General features: G+C 45.2%; 20 protein-coding genes. 8 read left to right on the top strand and 12 right to left on the bottom strand.

Features of this window, described 5'->3' with window-relative positions:
- Positions 1-13 precede the first annotated feature (13 nt).
- On the bottom strand, positions 14-2320 hold the full coding sequence (gene fabD, locus NYE28_RS07395; RefSeq protein ID WP_337681098.1) for an ACP S-malonyltransferase: 2307 nt from the start codon (positions 2318-2320) through the stop codon (positions 14-16).
- A gap of 458 nt (positions 2321-2778) precedes the next feature.
- Complete coding sequence (locus tag NYE28_RS07390; protein ID WP_032865273.1) at positions 2779-3417, bottom strand: YkyA family protein; 639 nt, start codon at positions 3415-3417, stop codon at positions 2779-2781.
- 244 nt (positions 3418-3661) lie between these two features.
- On the opposite strand from NYE28_RS07390, the gene NYE28_RS07385 reads away from it, so the two are divergent.
- Both NYE28_RS07385 and def read left to right on the top strand, forming a co-directional pair.
- Positions 3662-3841, top strand: coding sequence for a YjcZ family sporulation protein (locus NYE28_RS07385; RefSeq protein ID WP_007409651.1), 180 nt, complete (start codon positions 3662-3664; stop codon positions 3839-3841).
- Positions 3842-3953: 112 nt separating this feature from the next.
- Positions 3954-4508, top strand: coding sequence for a peptide deformylase (gene def, locus NYE28_RS07380; RefSeq protein ID WP_003154544.1), 555 nt, complete (start codon positions 3954-3956; stop codon positions 4506-4508).
- 34 nt (positions 4509-4542) lie between these two features.
- Here def and NYE28_RS07375 read toward each other — a convergent pair whose 3' ends face one another.
- Complete coding sequence (locus NYE28_RS07375) at positions 4543-5316, bottom strand: Cof-type HAD-IIB family hydrolase (protein WP_253599878.1); 774 nt, start codon at positions 5314-5316, stop codon at positions 4543-4545.
- Between the two features lie 354 nt (positions 5317-5670).
- Between NYE28_RS07375 and NYE28_RS07370 the strand changes: the two genes are divergently transcribed.
- A complete protein-coding gene (locus NYE28_RS07370; protein WP_003154548.1) occupies positions 5671-5880 on the top strand; it encodes a DNA-dependent RNA polymerase subunit epsilon in 210 nt (69 codons plus the stop codon).
- A gap of 5 nt (positions 5881-5885) precedes the next feature.
- On the top strand, positions 5886-7553 hold the full coding sequence (gene rnjA, locus NYE28_RS07365) for a ribonuclease J1 (protein ID WP_003154550.1): 1668 nt from the start codon (positions 5886-5888) through the stop codon (positions 7551-7553).
- 31 nt (positions 7554-7584) lie between these two features.
- On the opposite strand, the gene ade is transcribed toward rnjA, so the two are convergent.
- The 5 genes from ade to NYE28_RS07340 all read right to left on the bottom strand — a co-directional run bounded on the left by ade (position 7585) and on the right by NYE28_RS07340 (position 12763).
- Positions 7585-9318, bottom strand: coding sequence for an adenine deaminase (ade, locus tag NYE28_RS07360; protein ID WP_012117460.1), 1734 nt, complete (start codon positions 9316-9318; stop codon positions 7585-7587).
- 148 nt (positions 9319-9466) lie between these two features.
- Positions 9467-10132, bottom strand: a complete 666-nt coding sequence (gene ktrC, locus NYE28_RS07355; protein WP_003154554.1) for a Ktr system potassium transporter KtrC — start codon at positions 10130-10132, stop codon at positions 9467-9469.
- Positions 10133-10172: 40 nt separating this feature from the next.
- A complete protein-coding gene (locus NYE28_RS07350; protein WP_337681100.1) occupies positions 10173-11000 on the bottom strand; it encodes a gamma-glutamylcyclotransferase in 828 nt (275 codons plus the stop codon).
- A 1-nt stretch (position 11001) separates the two neighbouring features.
- Positions 11002-12306: an ATP-binding protein gene (locus NYE28_RS07345; protein ID WP_007409646.1), complete on the bottom strand. Its 1305-nt coding sequence runs from the start codon at positions 12304-12306 to the stop codon at positions 11002-11004.
- Positions 12307-12478: 172 nt separating this feature from the next.
- On the bottom strand, positions 12479-12763 hold the full coding sequence (locus NYE28_RS07340; RefSeq protein WP_003154557.1) for an AbrB/MazE/SpoVT family DNA-binding domain-containing protein: 285 nt from the start codon (positions 12761-12763) through the stop codon (positions 12479-12481).
- Positions 12764-13033: 270 nt separating this feature from the next.
- On the opposite strand from NYE28_RS07340, the gene mreBH reads away from it, so the two are divergent.
- The 3 genes from mreBH (at position 13034) to NYE28_RS07325 (ending at position 15580) form a co-directional block, all read left to right on the top strand.
- On the top strand, positions 13034-14041 hold the full coding sequence (gene mreBH, locus NYE28_RS07335; RefSeq protein WP_003154558.1) for a cell shape-determining protein MreBH: 1008 nt from the start codon (positions 13034-13036) through the stop codon (positions 14039-14041).
- Positions 14042-14112: 71 nt separating this feature from the next.
- Positions 14113-14247, top strand: coding sequence for a protein YkpC (locus NYE28_RS07330; RefSeq protein WP_003154559.1), 135 nt, complete (start codon positions 14113-14115; stop codon positions 14245-14247).
- 100 nt (positions 14248-14347) lie between these two features.
- On the top strand, positions 14348-15580 hold the full coding sequence (locus NYE28_RS07325) for an aminopeptidase (protein ID WP_007409644.1): 1233 nt from the start codon (positions 14348-14350) through the stop codon (positions 15578-15580).
- 31 nt (positions 15581-15611) lie between these two features.
- On the opposite strand, the gene NYE28_RS07320 is transcribed toward NYE28_RS07325, so the two are convergent.
- Together NYE28_RS07320 and NYE28_RS07315 are read right to left on the bottom strand one after the other, a co-directional pair.
- Positions 15612-16520 carry a ketopantoate reductase family protein gene (locus NYE28_RS07320; protein ID WP_337681101.1) on the bottom strand — a complete coding sequence of 303 codons (909 nt, stop codon included), beginning with the start codon at positions 16518-16520 and terminating at the stop codon, positions 15612-15614.
- Positions 16521-16632: 112 nt separating this feature from the next.
- Positions 16633-18252, bottom strand: coding sequence for an ATP-binding cassette domain-containing protein (locus NYE28_RS07315; protein ID WP_007409642.1), 1620 nt, complete (start codon positions 18250-18252; stop codon positions 16633-16635).
- Positions 18253-18414: 162 nt separating this feature from the next.
- On the opposite strand from NYE28_RS07315, the gene NYE28_RS07310 reads away from it, so the two are divergent.
- Positions 18415-18684, top strand: coding sequence for a hypothetical protein (locus tag NYE28_RS07310; RefSeq protein WP_015239771.1), 270 nt, complete (start codon positions 18415-18417; stop codon positions 18682-18684).
- Between the two features lie 37 nt (positions 18685-18721).
- Here the strand turns inward: NYE28_RS07310 and lepB are convergent, their stop codons facing one another.
- Together lepB and NYE28_RS07300 are read right to left on the bottom strand one after the other, a co-directional pair.
- A complete protein-coding gene (gene lepB / locus NYE28_RS07305) occupies positions 18722-19303 on the bottom strand; it encodes a signal peptidase I (RefSeq protein ID WP_003154568.1) in 582 nt (193 codons plus the stop codon).
- 131 nt (positions 19304-19434) lie between these two features.
- Positions 19435-21339 carry a PTS fructose transporter subunit IIABC gene (locus NYE28_RS07300; protein WP_045207295.1) on the bottom strand — a complete coding sequence of 635 codons (1905 nt, stop codon included), beginning with the start codon at positions 21337-21339 and terminating at the stop codon, positions 19435-19437.
- Between the last annotated feature and the right edge of the window lie 7 nt (positions 21340-21346).

Here is a 21346-nt window from a genome sequence, read left to right as displayed (position 1 = left end):
ACCCGCCCCTTCTTTAGTGTAGAAATAACGTATCCAATCTGCGCCTTAGCAGACTTTCGGTCTCATTCATCAATTTTTCACCAATGTCATCGACATGTCTGTTTCTCCATGATTCCAAATCCGTGCCCTTTACCCAATGATTAAAAGCGCCTAAAGACGGGCCGCAATGAACTTGGAAATTCACCTCTTGTTCTTCCTGCCCTTCCAAAGCAAGCAGACATCCTCTCTGCAAATACCACTTAAATAGTAACAGCATCTTATATTTTTGATTGCGCTCAGCTTTTTGGGCGAGGTTCGGCTGTTTTTCTATTAAGCTTTCGTAGATTTCATCAAAAGTTTTGTTAAAATAATCATTTTCGAGCTGAATCTTTGTCTTTTCATCTATCTCACTCAAAGACTCATATTGTTGGTAGATTTGAAATAATTTATTTGCCCTGACCGGAAACAGCGTGCCCTTTTTCAGCACCTGAACTTTTGTTCCGAACTCAAACAGAGTCTCCGAAGGCGCATAAGCAGTATCGCATATTCCTGTCTCACTCAGCATTTCTTTAACAAAACCGCTTGTTTCGGCTTCAACTGTACATTGATTAATGGATCCCGTCATAATAAAATCAGCGCCCATTAAAAAAGCAGACGCGGCAGACTCGGGAGTCCCGATTCCTCCCGCAGCCCCGATCCTTATCTTCCTTGCGTATTTGTGTGTTTCCATCATTTCATCCCGCAGGTTAACAAAAAACGGCAGCATCGCTGGCAATGAGCCCTGTTCAGTATTACTTCCGCAATCTGCTTCAATAATGATATCGTCTGCTGCCGGAATACGGCTGAGCCACTCCGCCTGCTCTTCCGTCAGCATACCGTGCTGACACATTCTCTTTACGATACTTTGAGGAGGCGGACTCAGAAATGCGGCCGCAACTTCCGGCCGTGAAACTTTGGCAATGATCCGATTATGAGGTATGACCGTGCCGCTTTTGTCTATCTTCAACTGATGCGCTTTGTAATAAATTAATGGCGCGCTGACGGAAAAATACGAAGACGCTTCTATTACTCGTACGTCATGCTTGATATATAAATCTATCAATTCCTTTTCTCTATCTTGATGATCCGGCTCAAATCGCAGATTCATTCCGTAGGGCTGGCCATTTTTGAGTGTCTTCTTAATAGAAATAAGGGCCTGTTCAATTTCCCTTATAGGTAAACCCGCTGTGCCAAAGAACCCCAGCATTCCTTTCTTCCCGAGGCGGATCAGCATTTCAGCGGAAGAAATCCCTCTATGCATCGCACCTGCCAAATACGCGTATGTCAAACCGTAATCTTCTTTGAAAGATTGATCACCCAATCGGGACACCGGTGAAGCTGCACCGCTCTCTATATTTTCGGCCAAGAGGCTATGCTCTTTCCCGCTTTCCGAATTGTCCGTGTTCCCTTCAGAAAAAAAGAGACTGTCTTCCGGCGCACTGATAGTAAGCGGTTCTTCATCTCTTTGTATGGTTTGAATTAATTTAGTCAGAATGTTTCCAGGACCGATCTCTTCAAACAGAGTGACGCCTTGTCCCATTAAATACCTGATGCTTTCAGTCCATTTTACCGAGTTTGTTATTTGTTCAATTAAATTCCGTTTGATATCTTCTTGTTTATAAGGTCTTGCCGTATAGTTAGAAATGACCGGGAAATTCAATTCAGAAAAATGAAACTCCTCGATAAATTCCGCAAATTCGCGCTGTGCACTTTCCATGAAACGAGAATGAAAAGCTCCGCCGACTTGTAATACGATATAAGCTTTCGCCCCTTCTTTTTCAAAAAAAGAGGCTGCCCGTTTTATCTCTTCTGAAGCCCCTGCTATCACAATTTGTGAAGATGTATTGTAATTGGCGATATCTATTTGGCCGAGTTCATACTTTTGAAGTATTTTTTTTATGTGATGCTCATCCAGTCCGATCACGGCAGCCATTCCGCCTTCGGAAGCCTCACTCATTAACTCGCCTCTTTTAGCAACCAGCCGGAGACCTGTTTCAAAATTAAAAACGCCGGCCGCAAAAAGCGCAGTATATTCACCCAGACTATGTCCTGCAACAGCATCAGGGCGTGTATGACCTTCTTTTAAACCCTTTAAATATTGCAGTGCGCTCACTGTATAAATTGCAGGTTGTGTATACTTCGTATCAGTCAGCCTCTCTTTTTCATCTGAAAGGCATAAATCCTTTATGGAGTATCCTAAAATATGATCTGCCTTTTTAATGAGCTCACTGAATTCATCGAATAAGTCTCTGCCCATTCCTTTAAACTGCGCTCCCTGTCCGGGAAAGACGTAAGCAAGCATTTGTTTTCCTCCTGTTCCGTATTTCTGCCGTTTCTTTTCGTTCCGATTTTGATTAACGTTTTTCACTTCAATTTTAAAATTGTCGTTTACTCTCAGCACCCTTACTTAATAAGCATTACGAAGCAAAATAAAAAAACCTTTATGCCGGATAAAGGTTTAAAAGCAAAAAGCATGTACAAATATCATATCGCCGTAAATATAAATAAACGGAATTTTCCGATAATTAAAATCACATTTTCATTCTGTTATATATATATATCAATATAATAAAAACATTCCAACGTGCCGAAACAACGATTGGTTTTATGTGAATATTTCCCTAAATAAATACTATACCATGATTTACTTGTTGTCAATGGGAAACACACGTATATACCAATTCTTCAGCCGCCTTTTTACAGGCGGCTGAACTCGGTTGTTATCAGTTCATCAGCCCATGCCGATATGCCTTCACTATACTATTTGCGGAATAATAGTTCTTTCTCTTTGTTGTAGTCTTTAGTAAATTGATTGAACTCATCTGCTTGTTTATGCACCTTTTCGTAAACTGAGTTTACTTTGCTGATTTGCTCTTCCAGCTGCGCTAATGTGAGCTTTTTATCTTTAATCAGTTTATAAAGGTCCTTATCAAGTGAAATGGCTTTTTCGTACTTTTTGTACAAAAGATCATAAGATGCATACCTTTTCTCCATTAAAGCGACAGCATGCCCGGCTTTTTCTTTTACTTTCTTATCCTTTATTTCTTGAGAAGTTTTTTTTGCGGATTCAAACGCTTTTTTTGAATCATCAATACTGTCTTTTTCTGCTTTCAGATGTTTTTTTCGCTGATTTGCATTGCTCAGAGCCTGATCAGACAGTGTGACAATTTTCTGGTAATCATCCATATTCAGTTTAACCGCGCTGTCGTATAGCTTATGCTCTTTTTTCTCCAATTTTTCTAATGTTTTCTGCTCTTTTTGAAACGGTTTTTCCGCTTGAACGGCTTTTTCCATCGAGTCATGAAGCGATTCAACCGGATCTTTTCCCCCGCAGCCGGCAAGCAGCATACTTGCGGCGCCGAGCGCTCCGATTCCTGCTAATACCTTTTTTTGAATCATATTCACTTAAAATCCCCCAATCTTGACAATTTCCACTATAGAAGCCCGAACGCTTTTTGACAATAGCTGAGCTGTAATTGGCATGACCGTGTAAAGACGCTTACGGTGCTTTCAAAGAATACTTGCGTAAAAAATTGAGAAAACAGGGCGGATGACCATACATCTTTTTGGCTTTTACATAGTTTATAGTAGACGCCGGCCCTGCTGACAGAGGGTCAGCGTAATTAAAAGAGGAGGTTTTTTTATGTACGGATATGGATTTGGCGGCGGATTTGGCGGCGGTTGTTGCGGCGGCGGATATGGTTATGGCGGCGGTTACGGTTACGGCTGCGGCGGCGGATACGGCCGCACATTCGCATTAATCGTCGTATTGTTTATCTTATTAATCATCGTCGGTGCCGCTTATTTAGGCTGCGGCTGCTGACATTATACACCATGAACATCGGCCGGCCTGCTATGGCCGGCCAATTGTTTCGTTGCGCCGCGATAAAGAAATTCGCTATAATTTACATATTAAGCTTTAGGAGTGAAGTTTCTTGATTACTATGGAAAATATTGTACGCGACGGACATCCCGCGCTCAGAGAGATCGCTGAAGAGGTTCAGCTTCCCGCTTCTGACGAAGAAAAACAGCATCTTGCTGATATGATTGAGTTTGTGAAAAACAGCCAAAATCCTGAATTAGCCGAGAAATACAAGCTTCGTCCGGGCGTCGGTCTTGCCGCTCCCCAAACAGACGTAAAAAAACGGATGATCGCCGTCCATGCAGAAGATGCGAAAGGCACTTTATACAGCTATGCTCTTTTTAACCCTAAGATCGTCAGCCACTCAGTGGAAAAAAGCTACTTGACGAGCGGAGAAGGCTGCCTGTCGGTAGACGAACCCATTCCCGGCTATGTGCCGCGCTACGCCCGCATCCGCGTAAAGGCGGTGACGCTTGAAGGAGAACAGATTGACATCCGCCTCAAAGGTTTTCCGGCCATCGTGTTTCAGCACGAAATCGATCATCTGAACGGCGTGATGTTTTACGACCATATTGATAAAGAAAATCCGTTCAAAGAACCTGAAAACGCCATTGCCATTGACCGTTAAAAATAACCGGCACTTCCCAAAGTGCCGGTTTTCTTTATTTCAAAAGGCCCAGTTCTTTGACGGCCCAGCTGATTCCTTCCTCATCCACCGGCTTTGTGACGAAATCAGCGGCAGCTTTTAATTCCGGAACCGCATTTCCCATCGCCACCCCGGTGCCGACAAAACGAATCATCTCAAGATCATTTAGTCCGTCGCCGAATGCATAAGTGTCACTTATGCCGTACGGAAGCCGCTCAAGCACTCTTTTAATGCCTTCCGCTTTTGAACCGCCTTTCGGAAGCACATCCGTTGACAATTCATGCCAGCGGACGTAATCAAACTCCGGAAAAGCGGCATATGCTTTTTCTTCATGTCCGCGGCAGAATAAAAGCAGCTGATAAATTTCTTTTCCTTTATAAAATGTTTCATCAACTTCGGGATAAGGCGCTTTCAGACTGCCGATTCCTTCCGAGACGTGCGGATGTCCGGGGACGGTCGTTTTCATCGTGTCTTCCGCCATAAATACGACGGGGTGCTCCCCTTCTGCCGCCTGCTTTAATAAACGCGCAACCGCATCTTCAGGAAGCGGATTTTTATAAATGACCTCACCTTCAAATACGACATACTGGCCGTTGTATGAAATAAATGATTCAATCTCAAGCTCTTCCAGAATCGGTTTTACCATAAACGGGGACCTTCCGCTGGCGATAAAAACGTGATGGCCAGCCTCTTTAAGCGCCTTCACGGCGTTTCTTGCGCTATCGGGAATATGTTTATCATGGTCATAGATCGTGCCGTCAATATCAAAAAAGATCAATTTTGGTTTCATGTCAATTTCTCCTTTTTCCCGTTTATCAGTCGTGTCTTTTTCAATATCATCATACAGAAAGTTTTTCTTCCGGAAAACCGCCTTGATGAAATTCCAGTTTTACCCACGAAAACAAATTCATTTTTTCCGCATACTACTGCTATAAAGGGCTTTAAAGGAGGTATACGATGCTGCGCCGATTACGGAAGAAACTCAGAAGACAGTGGGGCGGAATGCTCCGGAAAAAAGTCATCGCGTAGAAGGGATCTTTCGGTTTTTGAAAGTCCCTTTTTTGCTCGAGACTTTCCTTATAATCCGTTTTCGAATATAATAGAATAAGCGAGTCTAACATACGGCATTTAAGGAGAGATTTGGATGATTTATAAGGTATTTTATCAAGAGAAGGCTGACGAAGTACCTGTTCGGGAAAAAACAGATTCACTTTACATTGAGGGCGTTTCAGAACGGGACGTCAGAACGAAACTGAAAGATCAGAAATACAACATTGAATTTGTTCAGCCTGTGGACGGTGCTTTTTTAGAATATGAGAAGCAGAGCGAAAATTTTAAAGTATTGGAGTTATGAGCGGAATGAAATTTGTAAAAAATGACCAGACTGCCGTTTTCGCCCTCGGCGGATTGGGCGAGATCGGAAAAAATACGTACGGGGTGCAGTTTCAGGATGAAATTGTACTGATTGATGCGGGAATCAAGTTCCCGGAAGATGAACTTCTCGGCATTGATTACGTAATCCCCGATTACACGTATTTAGTAAAAAATGAAGATAAAATTAAAGGTCTGTTTATCACCCACGGTCACGAAGACCATATCGGCGGTATTCCGTACCTGCTCAGACAAGTAAATATTCCCGTTTACGGCGGTAAACTCGCGATCGGCTTACTTCGGAATAAACTTGAAGAGCACGGGCTGTTAAGACAGACCAAATTAAACATCATCGGTGAAGACGACATCGTGAAGTTCCGCAAGACGTCAGTATCCTTCTTCAGAACGACACACAGCATTCCGGATTCATACGGAATCGTCGTCAAAACACCGCCGGGCAATATCGTACATACCGGGGACTTTAAGTTCGATTTCACACCGGTAGGCGAACCGGCAAACTTGACAAAGATGGCTGAAATCGGGAAAGAAGGCGTTCTGTGCCTGCTTTCTGACAGTACAAACAGTGAGGTTCCTGATTTCACCATGTCAGAACGCCGCGTAGGCGAAAGCATTCACGATATTTTCCGAAAAGTGGACGGCAGAATTATATTTGCGACATTCGCTTCGAATATACACCGTCTTCAGCAGGTGATTGAAGCAGCCGTTTTAAACGGCAGAAAAGTTGCCGTATTCGGACGCAGTATGGAATCGGCTATTGAAATCGGACAAAATCTCGGTTACATTACCTGTCCTAAAAATACGTTTATTGAGCATAACGAAATCAATCGTATGCCTGCCAATAAGGTAACGATTTTATGTACGGGAAGCCAAGGTGAACCGATGGCGGCGTTATCACGCATCGCTAACGGGACGCACCGGCAGATTTCCATTAATCCCGGAGATACGGTCGTCTTTTCTTCCTCTCCGATTCCCGGAAACACAATCAGCGTAAGCCGCACCATCAACCAGCTGTACCGTGCGGGCGCAGAAGTCATTCACGGTTCATTGAATGACATTCATACATCCGGACACGGCGGACAGGAAGAGCAGAAATTAATGCTCCGCCTGATCAAACCGAAGTTCTTTATGCCGATTCACGGTGAGTACAGAATGCAGAAAATGCACGTCAAACTCGCGACTGATTGCGGCATACCCGAAGAAAACTGCTTTATCATGGATAATGGCGAAGTGCTGGCCCTCAAAGGCGAAGAAGCCGCTGTGGCAGGCAAAATTCCGTCCGGCTCCGTTTACATTGACGGAAGTGGAATCGGTGATATCGGCAATATCGTGCTCCGCGACCGCCGCATTCTTTCAGAAGAAGGCCTTGTTATCGTTGTTGTGAGCATCAATATGGACGACTTTAAGGTTTCGGCGGGGCCTGATTTAATCTCAAGAGGTTTTGTATACATGAGAGAATCCGGTGATTTGATCAATGACGCGCAGCAGCTGATTTCGAATCATCTGGAGAAAGTAATGGATCGGAAAACAACGCAGTGGTCCGAAATTAAAAACGAAATTACCGATACGCTTGCTCCGTTCCTATACGAAAAAACAAAACGCCGCCCGATGATCCTTCCGATCATTATGGAGGTCTAAAAAAACTGCACTCGTAATGAGTGCAGTTTTTTTATTGCAGCGGAATATGCTGAAAGGCTTTGACATCAAACAGACCGGCCGCTGTCATTTTAATATCCGGAATCACCGGAAGCGCTAAAAACGATAATGTGAGAAACGGATTGAAATCACCGGTGAATCCGAGCAGAGGAAGCTTTTCATGAAGCACGCCCAAGCTGTCATTGACCCATTCCGCCGACTTATCAGACAAAAGCCCGGCGATCGGAAGCGGAACGGAATGAAGCAATTCTCCGTTTTTCACGGCTGTTAATCCTCCTCCGGTGTCACGGAGCCTGTTGATTGCTTTTGCCAAATCGGCATCGTTTGTACCGACGGCGATGATATTATGGGAATCGTGAGAAATGGTTGTGGCGATGGCGCCTTCTTTTAACCCGAACCCTTGTACAATCCCGAGTCCTATCATTTTTTCGCCGCTGTGCCGCTCTGCGACGGCGATTTTTAATAAATCATTTTCTGTATCAGGACAAAACGCGTCAGCAGACGGTGCAGGCACTTCTTTTTTTCTCGTCTCCAAATGATTCGGTATCATTTCGATTACATTCATTTTCTTACCCTCTTGAATCGGTATATGAAAATCCGATTCAGTCAGCGGCGCTTTCAGCCGCACTGTATCCAACAGCGCCTGGTCCGGCGAATAGGAACCGGCAGACTGTTCATAAACCGTGCGTCCGTTCTCGGCAACGGTCCGGCCGGCGACCATGGTCTTCGTGACGACAGCCTCCCGTACATCTGAAATAAACAGCAGATCTGCGTCAAAACCCGGCGCTACCGCCCCTTTTGTTTCAAGACCGTAGCACTCAGCCGCATTTAAACTGGCGAGCTGATACGCAAGGAATGGATCAAGTCCCGCCTTTATCGCCATTTTGACTTGGTGGTTCACACTTCCTTCTGAAAGCAGATCATCTACATGCTTATCATCCGTGCAAAAGAAAAAGCGCCGCGCGTTTTTTTCATTCACCGCCGGCAGCACATTGAGCGTATTTTTTGCCACCGATCCTTCGCGCAGCATGACATACATTCCCCGTCTGATTCTGTCCAGCGCTTCTTCTTTTGTCGTCACTTCATGATCATTTGACACCATTGCGGTTCTGTATATATTGATGATATCTGAAGACAGTCCGGCTAAATGCCCGTCGATCCGTTTTCCGTGACGCTTGGCATCAAGCAGTTTCTGAAGCATATCCTCTTCACCTTCCGCAACAGACACATAATCCATTACTTCCGCAAGTCCGAGCACCTCTTTCTCCTGATAAAAAGGCTTTAAATCCTCGGCTTTTAATACGGCTCCTGAGCGTTCAAAGCTAGCGGCGGGAACACAGGAAGGAAGCATGAAACGGATGTTCAGCGGCGCCTTTTTCGCCTGCTCTATCATAAAAGAAATGCCTTTTGCTCCGGAAACGTTCGCAATTTCGTGAGGATCAGTAATGACAGTAGTCACTCCGTGTGGGAGGACGGCTTTAGCAAATTCAATCGGAGTAACCATAGAGGACTCGATATGAACATGTCCGTCAATAAAGCCTGGAACGATCATTTGACCTTCTGCATCAATGACTTCTTCCCCTTCATATTCGCCCAGCCCGACGATCACTCCGCCCGTAATGGCGATATCTGCAGAAATCCATTCCTGGTTAAATACATCCATGATTTTTCCGTTTTTAATGACGGTATCGGCTTTTTGTCTGCCGGCTGATGCATTCAGCCGTTCAGCCAGTGTTTCTTTGTTCAAAATGAGGCCTCCTCTTTTTCTGTATATGGTACAATATGCTATCGGATCGCCTGATCATAGTCAATAAAAATTGCAGAAAATACCGCTTACATGATAAATGTCTTTCTATTCTGACATAATAAAAGACCGTCCTTTTACGGACGGCTTTTCACTTTGTGTGAAGCACTCTTTTTTCAAATCGGGAAATGTCCGTAAGAGAGCCGATAACGATGAGAATATCTTCTTTTTGGATCATTTCAGTCGCCAGCGGAGATACGATCACTTCTTTTTCTCTCTTGATGGCCACGATATTAATGCCGTACTTCGCCCGGATGTCCAGATCAAGCAGTGTGTTGCCCGCAAGCCTGCTGTTGGCCACGATCTCCACAATGCTGTGTTCGTCGGACAGCTCCAAATAATCAAGCACATTATTTGATACGATGTTGTGGGCGATGCGTTTTGCCATGTCACGTTCAGGGTGGACGATGTGATCGGCCCCGATTTTCGCAAGCACTTTCTCATGATAATCGTTCTGCGCTTTAACAGTGATCGTGTTCACGCCGAGTTCCTTTAAGATCAGCGTCGTTAAAATGCTCGCCTGTATATTTTCGCCGATTGCCACAATGACGTGGTCAAAGTTGCGCAGCCCTAAGTTTTTCAGCACCGATTCATCGGTTGAATCGCCGATGACCGCGTGTGATGCGATTTTGGCGTATTCATTTACTTTATCTTCATCAATATCCATCGCCATGACCTCAAGGCCTTCTTCACTTAATGCTTTGCAAATACTTCCGCCGAAGCGTCCGAGACCGATAACGGCAAACTCTTTTCTCATAACAGTACTCCTTTAAACAATATCTCTAATAGGAATAGTATCACATTTTCGGCAATGAGTTCATATAGCGTTTAAGCTTTTCTGAAAAGGCGGGCGATAAATACAGGTCCGCTCCGCGTTCGATTTCTTCCTGATAGTGACCCGGAGGCGCAATTTCCTCAGCTTTATCAAGAACGAGAAACGTCAGGACGCCTCTGTATACACGGCCGCCGGCACACACTTCTATGAACGCGGGACGGTATGTGTGGTTATCAACACCTTCTCTTTTGTACAGATAGGTTGCCGCTTCAAACGGGAGCTTGTACAGCACGCCTTCAGTTCGTCCCCCGTCTTCAACAAGATCGGCTCTGGAACCGTCAGGACGCCTTAATGTGAATCTCGTCGAATACCCTTCAACAACCGCCCCTCCGACCGGCTCGGCAAAAAAGTGGTCGACCCCCGCCTGTTTAAACCGGGCATTGTCCATACAGGAGCCGTAAGCGAAATAATAAACCGGACTGTCATCCTCCCGTTTCATAAAACGGTATTCTTTCCAGTCTCCGCTTTTGATACGGCTGAATGAAGCACACTGGTCGGGCTTTACGACATATGCGAAGGCGGTTTTATTCCCGGTATCCGTCGTCACGGCAACCTCTTTTCGATCAAAATCAGCATAATACGCATCCAGCTTACGGATCATTTGATGATCTGTTTCATACAATTCCCCGTACACAAAAGCTGTTTCTGCTAAAGACGCCGCAGGCTGACCTTTATCCGTTTCGTACAGCACGCCGTTTATCGCAGCCTGCTCGCACACACACGGAGCGCCTTTCAGCAGTTCATGGTTTTCTTCACGCTTCCGTAACAAACCGTATACAAAAAGAAGCAAGTTATTTTTCCTCCTTTTGGACAGCAGCCGCTTCTAACGGCAGAATCACCTGAAACGTACTGCCTTCTCCATTTTTGCTCTTAATGTTAAGTTTACCATTATGCTCCTTCAGAATTCGTAAACAAATCGGAAGACCGAGACCCGTTCCCTGATCTTTTGTTGAGAAAAACGGTTTCCCGATGTTTTCAAGCTTTTCTTTCGACATGCCGTTTCCTTCATCCTGTATGCTGATCACCGCGTATTCTTCATCCCGTTTTGTATAAATATGAATATTCCCGCCGTCAGGCATCGCTTCAATCGCATTTTTAATAATATTAATAAATACCTGTTTCAGCTGGTTTTCGTCACCGTTGACCATACAGGACTCAGTCTGCCTGAAATCCTTCTCAATTACAGTGTTCGACAGCACCGCGTTCGTGTCAAGAAGCGTTGCCACCTGCCGTAAAATATGGTTGAGATGATGAGCGGTAAACGTCACGGTCTGCGGCTTGGCGAGCAGAAGCAGCTCCCCCAGCACAAGGTCAATCCTTTTAATCTCCGAAAAAATAATATCAAAATAATCCGTTCTTTCCGGATACTGGGCTTTCATCAGCTGGAGAAAGCCGCTGACTGACGTTAAAGGATTTCTTACTTCATGGGCGATTCCTGCCGCAAGCTCCCCGGCAATGGCCAGCTTTTGAGATTGCATGGCAAGGCGTTCGTTCGTTTCCAGAAGCTCGTCGACCGCTTTTTTCCGTTCACTGATATCAGACATCGTCCCCAGGCTTCCGACAAATTTCTGTCTGCGGTCATAATACAGCTTATAATGGACTTCTCCCCAAAAGATCGAGCCGTCTCTTTTAATATATTTGGCCGTAAACATTCCTGACGGGGACTGCTGCTTGATTTGGGAGATAATATAATCAATGATATGTTTTTCTTTTATAAAATAATCATTATACATCGTGCCCATACATTCGCTGATGGAGTGGCCCGTAATCGCCGTCCAGGCCTGATTCAAATATGTAATATTCCCTTGTGCATCCGTCTGAAAAACGATTTCCTGCAGATTGTCCATGATCCGGTTTTTCTCATCTGAAAGCGCCTTTGCTTTCTGCTCGCTGTCCTTCAGCTCCGCCAGCAGCTGCTTTTTATTATCCACATAATAAGCCAGCAGCCAGACGCTGATTAATGTGACGGCGGTAAAGGTGATGTCAACGGGCCAGTTAATCGGATTCCGTTCAATCATATAAAATAAATAATCCCAAAACATAATAAAAATCATTGCCAAGATTAAGGAAATGATACGCGCTTGATATTTTCCCATAGTCCCACCTGCCGCTAGCATTTCTACATATATTGTAACATTGTTGACTGCATTATTGACTAAAAAATGATAACTATTCCCAATTAATTGAGCAGGTTCGCTTACTTTTCCCGTGAGTTTTTGCACAAGTTCATAATAAAAGGACGGAATGATGCTCCGCCCTTTTTGCTGATTATGATCTATCTTTTAACGCTTCCTCGATTTCCTCAAGCAGCATTTTCGCTCCTTCAGGACTTAAAATAATTTTGCCGTTGCCGTACTCCTGATTTTCGGGAGTAATTTCCCCCGTCATTAAGCAAATGCCGTGCGGCTTGTATTTTTTCAAGACAATTTTGTCTCCGTCAACGAAAAATTCAATACTATCTTTAATAGCGATATCCAATGCTCTTCTCAATTCAATCGGCATGACAATACGCCCGAGTTCGTCTACTTTTCTTACTACACCAATTGATTTCATAGAAATCCCCTACTTCCTTTAATGTCTCTTCTTTATGTCCAAGGAAAATCCTTCATAAACGTAGACGAAAGGAACGGAGCAAAAGTTTCTCAGCATCCGGAACTGAATGTTTTTTTACAAAAGAAAATCCTTTTGAAATATGGGATACAGACTTTCCCTCCTTTTTTACAAAAACATTTCATTCCCGGCGGAAACCCCCAAAAATCGTGGTTTTTCTCAGAAACTTTAAATGTAGAATCAATTAAATCAGGATAGGGATTGGGTGAAAACATGTTTCAATCAACTGAGATCGGAATCGACTTAGGAACCGCTAATATACTTGTTTACAGTAAAAATAAAGGAATTATTTTAAACGAGCCTTCCGTTGTCGCTGTAGATACAACAACGAAAGCGGTGCTTGCCATCGGAACGGATGCCAAAAGCATGATCGGAAAGACGCCGGGGAAAATCGTCGCCGTTCGGCCGATGAAAGACGGTGTCATTGCTGATTATGATATGACAACTGACTTATTAAAACACATTATGAAAAAAGCCGGAAAAAAAATCGGAATGACTTTCCGCAAACCGAATGTCGTCGTCTGCACGCCTTCAGGCTCAACAGCCGTTGAACGACGCGCCATCAGTGACGCTGTCAAAAACTGCGGAGCGAAAAACGTTCACTTGATTGAAGAACCCGTAGCCGCTGCAATCGGGGCCGACCTCCCTGTTGACGAGCCGGTCGCAAACGTCGTCGTAGATATCGGCGGCGGTACGACTGAAGTCGCCATCATCTCATTCGGGGGCGTCGTATCCTGCCATTCGATCAGAATCGGCGGCGACCAGCTTGATGAAGATATCGCCTCGTTCGTCAGAAAAAAATACAACCTGCTGATCGGGGAACGTACGGCAGAACAAGTGAAAATGGAAATCGGTTTTGCATTGATCGAACATGTGCCGGAAACGATGGAAATCCGCGGGCGTGACCTTGTAACCGGTCTGCCGAAGACAATCAGACTGCAATCTAATGAAATTCAGCACGCGATGCGTGAGTCGCTCCTGCATATTCTTGAAGCGATCAGAGCGACACTTGAAGATTGTCCGCCGGAGCTCAGCGGTGATATCGTTGACCGCGGCGTCGTGTTAACCGGCGGAGGCTCCCTTTTAAACGGGATGAAAGAATGGCTGACAGATGAAATCGTCGTTCCCGTTCATTTGGCGGCAAATCCGCTTGAATCAGTGGCTATCGGCACGGGACGTTCATTAGACGTCATCGACAAGCTGCAAAAAGCGATTAAATAATAAGATTGTGCTTCTTTTTTCTCCGGCCGGCTCATATTGTGAGAACTGGAGAAACATTAAGGAGGAAGCATATGCTTAGAGATGTGGGAAGACGCGTAGCAGTAGCCGTCATTTTAAGCGGAATTATTTTGGGGGGTATGAGCATATCACTGGCCAATATGCCCCATTCTCCGGCCGGCGGCGCCGTAAAACTGAATCACCCGTAAAGACGCAGCAAAAGCTGTGTCTTTTTCGTTTGTGCTCCTTTCTTTCCTTTATGAGGCGATATTTGATATGATGAGAAAAACCGATGAGGAGGAATGAACGATGAGTTCGTTTACTGAAAAGTTACATACATATGCTCAGCTGGCGGTAGAAGTCGGCGTCAATGTCCAAAAAGGACAGCATGTCGTAATCAATGCCTCAACTGATGTCCGGGAACTTGTCAGACTGCTTGCCAAACATTCTTATGAAAAAGGCGCAAAAAACGTCACCGTAAATTGGCAGGACGATGAACTGTCCAGATTAAAATACGAGATGGCACCTTTTGAAGCGTTTGAAGAGTATCCTGAATGGGAAGCAAAAGGCAAAGAAGAGCTCGCGAAAAAAGGGGCTGCGTTTATTTCTGTCGTCTCATCCGACCCCGACCTGTTAAAAGGCACTGACGGCAAACGGATTGCAGCGTTCCAAAAAGCCGCCGGAAAAGCATTGCATACATACAGACAATATATTCAATCAGATAAGGTCAGCTGGACGGTGATCGGAGCCGCTTCAACAGGCTGGGCGAAAAAAGTGTTCCCGGATCAGCCGGAAGAAACAGCCGTTCAGCTTTTATGGGAAGAAATTTTCAAAACGACCCGCGTAAATGAAGAAAACCCTGTGGAAGCATGGAAAAAACATGATCAAAACCTTCATGAAAAAGTGGAACACTTAAACAAAAAACATTACAGCGCCCTGCATTATCAGGCTGAAGGAACAGACTTAACCATTGAACTGCCTAAAAAACATGTATGGGCAGGCGCGGGAAGCGTGAATGAGAGCGGGCACGAATTCATGGCCAACATGCCGACAGAAGAGGTTTTCACCCTCCCGCAGCGTGACGGGGTGAACGGCACGGTTTCCAGCACGAAACCGCTGAGCTACGGCGGCAACATTATTGATAACTTCACTCTTACCTTTGAAAACGGCCGCATTGTTGATGTGAAAGCTGAAAAAGGCGAGGAGATTTTAAAAGGCATCGTCGAAACCGATGAAGGCTCACACTATCTCGGTGAAGTGGCCTTAGTGCCGTACGATTCACCGATTTCACAATCAAATATTTTATTTTACAACACACTGTACGATGAAAACGCCTCTAACCACTTGGCGATCGGCAGTGCGTATGCCTTTAATATTGAGGGCGGCAAACAAATGACACGGGAAGAGCTTGTCAAAGAGGGCTTAAATGAAAGCATTACACACGTAGATTTTATGGTCGGTTCCAAAGATATGAATATCGACGGCATTACTGCGGACGGCAAAAGAGAACCGATCTTCAGAAACGGAAACTGGGCATTTTAATAAAAAAAGGAGGCGATCAGGCCTCCTTTTTTTATTTCGCTTCATACATTTGCAAGTTGGCGCAGACGGTTTCCAAAACAGGTGTATCAACTGACAAGCCTTTCGCTTTCTCAAGCAAAAATCCGTGTAAATGATCACCTTCCGTCACCCTGCCCTTTTCCATATCTCTCAGCATCGACGATTTCATATGGTAAGACATGCTTGTCAATGTGCGATAACTCTCTTCTTCCAGACCAGGATCTTTCGGGATGCCGGCAGCCTTGAAAATGGCACCGATTTCAGCAAAGAGGCGCTTTGCCGTGTTGCGGCCGCCTTCTGTTTCTAAAATCGGTCCGACCGGCTGTTGAAACAGAGTGGTCACTCCCGCCTGCGCGGCAATAAACATATATTTTTTCCAAATGTCCTTTTCAATATCCCGGCTGATGATGACATCCGCTTTCACACCTGCAAATGCGTTTTCCAGCTCATTCATACGTTCCGTGCGTTCCCCGCTCCATTCACCGAAAACAAAGCGATGGGCAGCGCTCGTATGAAGAATGTCCCCTTTGTCGTTAAGGGCGCTCTCAATAAAGCAGAGGCCGCCCAGCACCTGCCGTTTTGAAAAAGCTTCAAACAGCTGGTTATAGTGCCTGTATCCGTTTAAAAAAGGAATGATGACCGACGAAGGTTGGACAAACGGTTTGACATCCCGAATGACGTCCTGCAAAGAATACGCTTTTGAAGCGATGATAACCGCGTCAAATGCTCCTTCTTCGCCCGCCATGATTAATTTCGGCTTGATTGAAACATCACCTTTTTCACTTTTGACGGTCAATCCCGTCTCTTGTAATTGCTCCGCCCGTTTCTTGCGAACGAGAAACGTCACGTCATTTCCCTTTTCTGCAAGACGCGCGCCGATATATCCGCCCACTCCCCCAGCTCCGACAACTAAAAACTTCATGATGCATTCCTCCGTCTCTTTTCAAGTTATGTATTCATTTATTGTAACGGGAAGTCAGAAGATTGAAAACTTTTTTCATAAATAAAAAAGCAGAGTCTCCCCTGCTTCTTTATTACGCGTATAGCTCTTCAAGCTTTTTCTGCACATCCGCGTTTTCAAGAAATTCGTCATAAGACATTTGTTTGTCAACAATGCCTTTAGGCGTTAATTCAATAATGCGGTTGGCAATTGTCTGTACAAACTGATGGTCATGAGATGAAAACAGCATAGCGCCTTTAAAGCTGATTAAGCCGTTGTTAAGCGCCGTAATGGATTCCAAATCTAAGTGGTTGGTCGGTTCATCCAGAATTAAAATGTTCGCGCCGGAAAGCATCGCTTTTGAAAGCATGCAGCGCACTTTTTCTCCTCCGGAAAGGACGTTTGATTTTTTGTTGACTTCTTCTCCTGAGAACAGCATGCGTCCTAAGAAACCGCGCAGAAAGCTTTCGCTTTGGTCATGCGGCGAGTATTGGCGGAGCCAGTCAACAAGGTTCGCATCGCTGCCGTCAAAATATTCGCTGTTGTCTTTAGGGAAGTACGCCTGGGAAGTGGTCACGCCCCATTTAAATGTGCCGCTGTCTGCTTCCATTTCCCCGGAAATGATTTTAAACAATGTCGTAACGGCAAGTTCGTTGCGTCCCGTAAAAGCGATTTTATCTTCTCTGTTCATAATAAAGCTGACGTTATCAAGCACCTTAACCCCGTCAATCGTTTTTGTTAAGCCTTCAACCCGCAGCACGTCATTTCCGATCTCACGTTCCGGCGTGAAATTGACATAAGGATAACGGCGTGATGACGGTTTGATATCATCAAGCGTGATTTTATCAAGGAGTTTCTTTCTTGATGTCGCCTGCTTTGATTTAGAGGCGTTGGCGCTGAATCTGGCCACGAACTCCTGAAGCTGTTTAATCTGCTCTTCTTTTTTCTTGTTGGCTTCCTGAGAAAGCTTTAAAGCAAGCTGGCTGGATTCATACCAGAAATCATAGTTGCCGACGTACACTTGAATTTTATTAAAATCAAGATCGGCGATGTGCGTGCACACTTTATTTAAAAAGTGACGGTCATGGGATACGACGATGACTGTGTTCTCAAAGTTGATTAAAAACTCTTCCAGCCACTGAATCGCTTTCAGATCCAAGTGGTTGGTCGGTTCATCAAGCAACAGAACGTCCGGCTTGCCGAACAGCGCCTGCGCCAAAAGCACTTTCACCTTTTCTGAACCGCCTAAGTCCGCCATTTTCTTCGTATGCAGGTCTTCAGAGATGCCCAGGCCCTTTAACAAAATAGCGGCTTCACTTTCAGCTTCCCATCCGTTTAATTCCGCAAACTCTCCTTCAAGCTCAGCGGCGCGGATGCCGTCTTCATCTGAAAAATCAGGCTTCATATAAATCGCGTCTTTTTCCTGCATGACTTCGTATAAACGTTTATGTCCCATAATGACGACTTTCAGCACTTCGAAGTCTTCATATTCAAAGTGGTTCTGCTTCAGAATGGCAAGACGTTCGCCCGGGCTCATATGGACATCGCCGGTCTGCGGCTCCAGCTCACCGGATAAAATTTTCAAAAATGTTGATTTTCCGGCACCGTTTGCGCCTATTAATCCGTAGCAGTTGCCCGGCGTAAATTTAATATTGACATCTTCAAATAACTTGCGATCCGCAAAACGCAAGCTCACATTATTTACAGCAATCATTTAGAATCCTCCATCGTGTCTATCATCATTAAAAGTATACCATGAATAAAGGGGAAGAGAAATGTTTCCCTGCGAATATACGGGTTTGAAAAGATGCAGGCGTCAAACCCGGAGCGCTGTGATACAATAGATATATATACATATTCATCACGGAGGAACAAGTTGAAGCTTTTAACACTCACAGAATATTGTCTTATGATTTTCTTTACCGGGGTTTTTCTGGCCGTCACAGGCTTTACCGCACGTGACATCGGCTTGTACGTCGGAATCGCCCTCATTTATACGTTTTCACATCTCTTTTCAAAACGGATGCTTGAAAAACGCGGCAAAGAGAAGCAGCAGGTGAATCTTTTTTTCAGTGTTCTGGCCATTGTCGGATCAGTGCTGGCCACGGTAATGTTCATCGCCATCGCCGCCTCGTTTGCCAAATAAAAAACGCCGGCCGTCCGAATCGGGCAGCGCGGCGTTTTTATTTTGTCTGACGCATATCATGAAACGGGAAGAACACAAACTTCGAGGTGCCGACGATCCGGTTTTCGGCAATTAAACCGAGTCCGTTCCGGCTGTCCATTGAGTTCAGCCGATTGTCGCCCATGACGAAGTATTTGCCTTTCGGAACCTTTACGGGGCCGAAATCTCCCGTCAGGTTGACTCCCAGTTTTTTCGCTTCTTTTTTATTGCTCGCGAGGTACGGTTCTGCGATTTTTTTGCCGTTTATATAAAGCGTGTCATTTTTCATTTCCACCGTTTCTCCAGGTTTTCCGATGAGCCGCTTTACATAATGGACTTTCGACGTATCGCCGTTAATAATGACGATGTCTCCCCGCTCGATTTCTCCGATATAATTGACGCTTTTGTTGACAAACAGCCTTTCACCGTCATGTAATGTCGGGTACATTGATGATCCTTCCACTAAGTACGGTTCAAACAGGAAATGGCGGATTAACAGCGCAAGTGCAACCGCTATAATGATGGCCTTTCCCCATTCCCAATATGTGTTGGATTTTCTTTTTACCGATTTTTCAGAAGTAGGTTTTTGTTCTTCAGTCAACGTGGTTCCTCCTAGACGATCACTGTTATCAGTTCATGTACCATCTTTACTTTATCATAACTCATCATAAAATACATAACGCTTCTATGCGCACATGATTGAAAAAAGCGCCCGTAATGGACGCTTTTTGCTTATTTCTCTACTACCGGTTTTTTGACGATTCCCAAGATAACCGCCGTTACAATCGCTCCGATCACGATGCTCATTAAGTAAAGCAGCGGATGGTTCGTAATGAATGCAACGAATATTCCTCCGTGCGGTGCAGGAAGCGTTACCCGGAAAAACTCTGTCAGTCCGCCCGCTACCGCAGAACCGACAACGGCTGCAGGGATGACGCGAAGCGGATCAGCCGCTGCAAACGGGATGGCGCCTTCTGTAACGAAAGCTGCTCCCATGAAGTAGCACGTAATACCGGCTTCACGGTCACGTTTAGAGAATTTGTGTTTAAAGAATGTTGTCGCCAGTGCGATTCCAAGCGGCGGAGCCATTCCGCCCGCCATGATGGCCGCATGCGGCGCATAGTTTCCGGCCCCGATCATCGCGATACCGAAAGTGAACGCCGCTTTATTGAGCGGGCCGCCCATGTCGATAGCCATCATACCGCCTAAAATAATACCCATTAAGACAAGGTTTCCAGTTCCAAGGCTTTCAAGCCAATTTGTTAAGAAATTCATAAACGCTGCGACAGGTGTGTTTATGACAAACTGCATCAGGACACCGGTGATAAAAATACCGAGCAGCGGATAAATCAATACAGGTTTTAATCCGTCAAGAGTCTGAGGAATAAAGACAAACAGCTTTTTCAAAAGGACTACGACATAACCTGCTAAGAATCCGGCAATCAGTCCGCCCAAGAATCCGGCATTCGCCTGCGTAGCCATAAATCCGCCGACCATACCCGGCGCAAATCCCGGACGGTCCGCAATACTCATTGCGATGAATCCGGCAAGAACTGCAACAATCAGCTTTAACGCATTATCGCCGCCGATAAAGTTCAGCGCTGCGGCAAACGTGTTGTATGTCGGGTCTTTCGGATCAGCTGAATGAATTCCCCAGAAGAATGAAATCGCAACGAGAATTCCGCCGCCGACGACAAATGGCAGCATGTTGCTGACACCGCTCATTAAGTGTTTATAGAAAGTACTTCCGATGCTTGTGCCTGATTTCTGTTTCGGGCCGTCTTCATCTGAAGCGGAAGATCCTCCGCCGCTGCCCTCGTAAATCGGCGCATCTTGGTTAACAGCTTTTTCAATCAGTTCCTGAGGACGTCTGATACCGGCAGTTACAGGCACTTGAAGAACATGTTTGCCTTTAAAGCGTTCCATTTCAACCTGTTTATCAGCCGCCACGATAATCGCAGGCGCGTCTTCAATTTCTTGAGCCGTCAGCTTATGTTTGATACCGCTTGAGCCGTTTGTCTCGACTTTAATGTCAACGCCGAGCTCTTTCGCTTTTTCCTTCAGTGCGTCAGCTGCCATGAACGTATGGGCGATACCTGTCGGACATGCCGTAACGGCAAGGATTTTGCCCTTTCCTGACGGCGCTGCCTGTTCTTCCTGCTCTTCTTCTTCCTCATCGTCATCTTTGTCATGCTGATTGATGATGTCAATGATCGCATCTTCTGATTCAGCTTCAAGAAGCTGTTTGCGGATTTCCTCACGCATGAGAAGCGTTGAAAGTCTTGATAATGCCTCAAGGTGCGTATTATTCGCTCCTTCGGTTGCCGCAATCATAAAGACCAGGTGTGCCGGCTGACCGTCTAATGATTCATAATCCACACCATCTTTTGAACGGCCGAATGCGATGGCCGGGTTAATGACGCTCGCCGTCTTCGCATGAGGGATGGCAATGCCTTCGCCGATTCCCGTTGAGCTTTGGCTTTCACGATTTAAAATGGCTGCTTTGTAAGCCTCTCTGTCATTTAATCTGCCGGCTTTGTCAAGCACTGTCACCATTTCATCGATAACGTTTTCTTTCTCTTTGCTTTCTATATTGAGATGAATTGTATCTCTTGTTAACAGCTCAGTTATCTTCACTTTTCTT

It is taken from the genome of Bacillus sp. FSL R5-0443, from assembly GCF_038608285.1.
GTDB lineage: Bacteria > Bacillota > Bacilli > Bacillales > Bacillaceae > Bacillus > Bacillus velezensis.
This window is presented reverse-complemented; position numbering and strand designations above follow the sequence as displayed.

Coding starts and splice junctions, on each gene's coding strand:
- fabD (WP_337681098.1), bottom strand. CDS start 2,320: ATGCTTGCTTACGTCTTTCCCGGACAGGGAGCGCAGTTTAAAGGAATG.
- NYE28_RS07390 (WP_032865273.1), bottom strand. CDS start 3,417: ATGATTCAAAAAAAGGTATTAGCAGGAATCGGAGCGCTCGGCGCCGCA.
- NYE28_RS07385 (WP_007409651.1), top strand. CDS start 3,662: ATGTACGGATATGGATTTGGCGGCGGATTTGGCGGCGGTTGTTGCGGC.
- NYE28_RS07375 (WP_253599878.1), bottom strand. CDS start 5,316: ATGAAACCAAAATTGATCTTTTTTGATATTGACGGCACGATCTATGAC.
- NYE28_RS07370 (WP_003154548.1), top strand. CDS start 5,671: ATGATTTATAAGGTATTTTATCAAGAGAAGGCTGACGAAGTACCTGTT.
- rnjA (WP_003154550.1), top strand. CDS start 5,886: ATGAAATTTGTAAAAAATGACCAGACTGCCGTTTTCGCCCTCGGCGGA.
- ktrC (WP_003154554.1), bottom strand. CDS start 10,132: ATGAGAAAAGAGTTTGCCGTTATCGGTCTCGGACGCTTCGGCGGAAGT.
- NYE28_RS07345 (WP_007409646.1), bottom strand. CDS start 12,306: ATGGGAAAATATCAAGCGCGTATCATTTCCTTAATCTTGGCAATGATT.
- NYE28_RS07340 (WP_003154557.1), bottom strand. CDS start 12,763: ATGAAATCAATTGGTGTAGTAAGAAAAGTAGACGAACTCGGGCGTATT.
- mreBH (WP_003154558.1), top strand. CDS start 13,034: ATGTTTCAATCAACTGAGATCGGAATCGACTTAGGAACCGCTAATATA.
- NYE28_RS07330 (WP_003154559.1), top strand. CDS start 14,113: ATGCTTAGAGATGTGGGAAGACGCGTAGCAGTAGCCGTCATTTTAAGC.
- NYE28_RS07325 (WP_007409644.1), top strand. CDS start 14,348: ATGAGTTCGTTTACTGAAAAGTTACATACATATGCTCAGCTGGCGGTA.
- NYE28_RS07320 (WP_337681101.1), bottom strand. CDS start 16,520: ATGAAGTTTTTAGTTGTCGGAGCTGGGGGAGTGGGCGGATATATCGGC.
- NYE28_RS07315 (WP_007409642.1), bottom strand. CDS start 18,252: ATGATTGCTGTAAATAATGTGAGCTTGCGTTTTGCGGATCGCAAGTTA.